The organism is Vibrio sp. 10N.222.55.C6, assembly GCF_041473395.1.
Classification (GTDB): Bacteria; Pseudomonadota; Gammaproteobacteria; order Enterobacterales; family Vibrionaceae; genus Vibrio; species Vibrio crassostreae_C.
Genome location: NZ_JBFRSD010000335.1, coordinates 1 through 881 on the forward strand (window position 1 = coordinate 1; position 881 = coordinate 881).

At 43.0% G+C, this 881-nt stretch carries 1 protein-coding gene and 1 pseudogene; both read right to left on the minus strand.

The genetic code is table 11. From position 1 onward, the window contains the following. A partial coding sequence (locus AB4486_RS23985; RefSeq protein WP_372119109.1) for a TniB family NTP-binding protein occupies positions 1 to 588 on the minus strand: 588 nt, incomplete at its 3' end. After that, positions 588 to 881: pseudogene (locus tag AB4486_RS23990) on the minus strand (hypothetical protein); the annotation flags it as partial. The pseudogene AB4486_RS23990 and the gene AB4486_RS23985, both read right to left, overlap by 1 nt.

The window sequence follows — 881 nt, forward strand, 5'->3', positions numbered from 1 at the left end:
ATCTCTACTCGCTTCATGACTCAATTTAAAATAAGGCAGTTGATACACAACCTTAGCTCGAGATTCCCACTGCCCGTCGGAAAGTAGGTGCTTGGAGCAAGGTAACCCCACCCACACTATCGGTTTTTTTGTACTTTCACTGATAAACTTAAGTCTATCGTTAACATCCTGGCGCTCTTTCTGACGTCGGCTTTGAATTAGCTCCTGACACTCATCAATGATGATTAACTCAACATCAGACTGCTTTAACAATCTTATCACTGAGTCAGTTAACCCATAGTCACAAGGTTTTGCACGCGAGTTCTTACGTCCAAGTTCATAATTCATCCATTTTAATGTTTCTAGCAGTGTAGGCCTAACCCGCGTCAATAATACCTGCCGAGAGCCGTTCCTAAGATGAGTATTGATATAATAATCCAGCAAGGCAGACTTACCAGAGCCAGAATCACCCATTATTATCATTGAAGGTACCGAGCCACCAGATCGGCCCCGTAATCTGAGCCAATCGAGATCACTAATGACCGTATTTAAATGGGGAAGCACTATGTAAGAGTCATAGAACGCTCTTAACTCACCGTTTTCGGTCATTACTCCCCTCGCTTATGTAGTTTGTCTCTCGATTGATTCCATAATGAGATCGCAGAGACCTTCCCTGGCTGTGAGGCATTAGTTTCTGGGATTTTATTTTCTTCAATCGTGCCAGGTTTATCGCTAGATATACCCTTATGAGCAGCCAATTTTTTGGCGTGTTTCTGATTAACACTGACGAGACCTCGCTGCTTACCATTCTCTTGTTCTGCAAGAATTCGCTTATGCAATGCCATACGAGCCTTGGCTAAACCAACGATATCAATTTGAGTATCTATGTACTTCCGATGAGC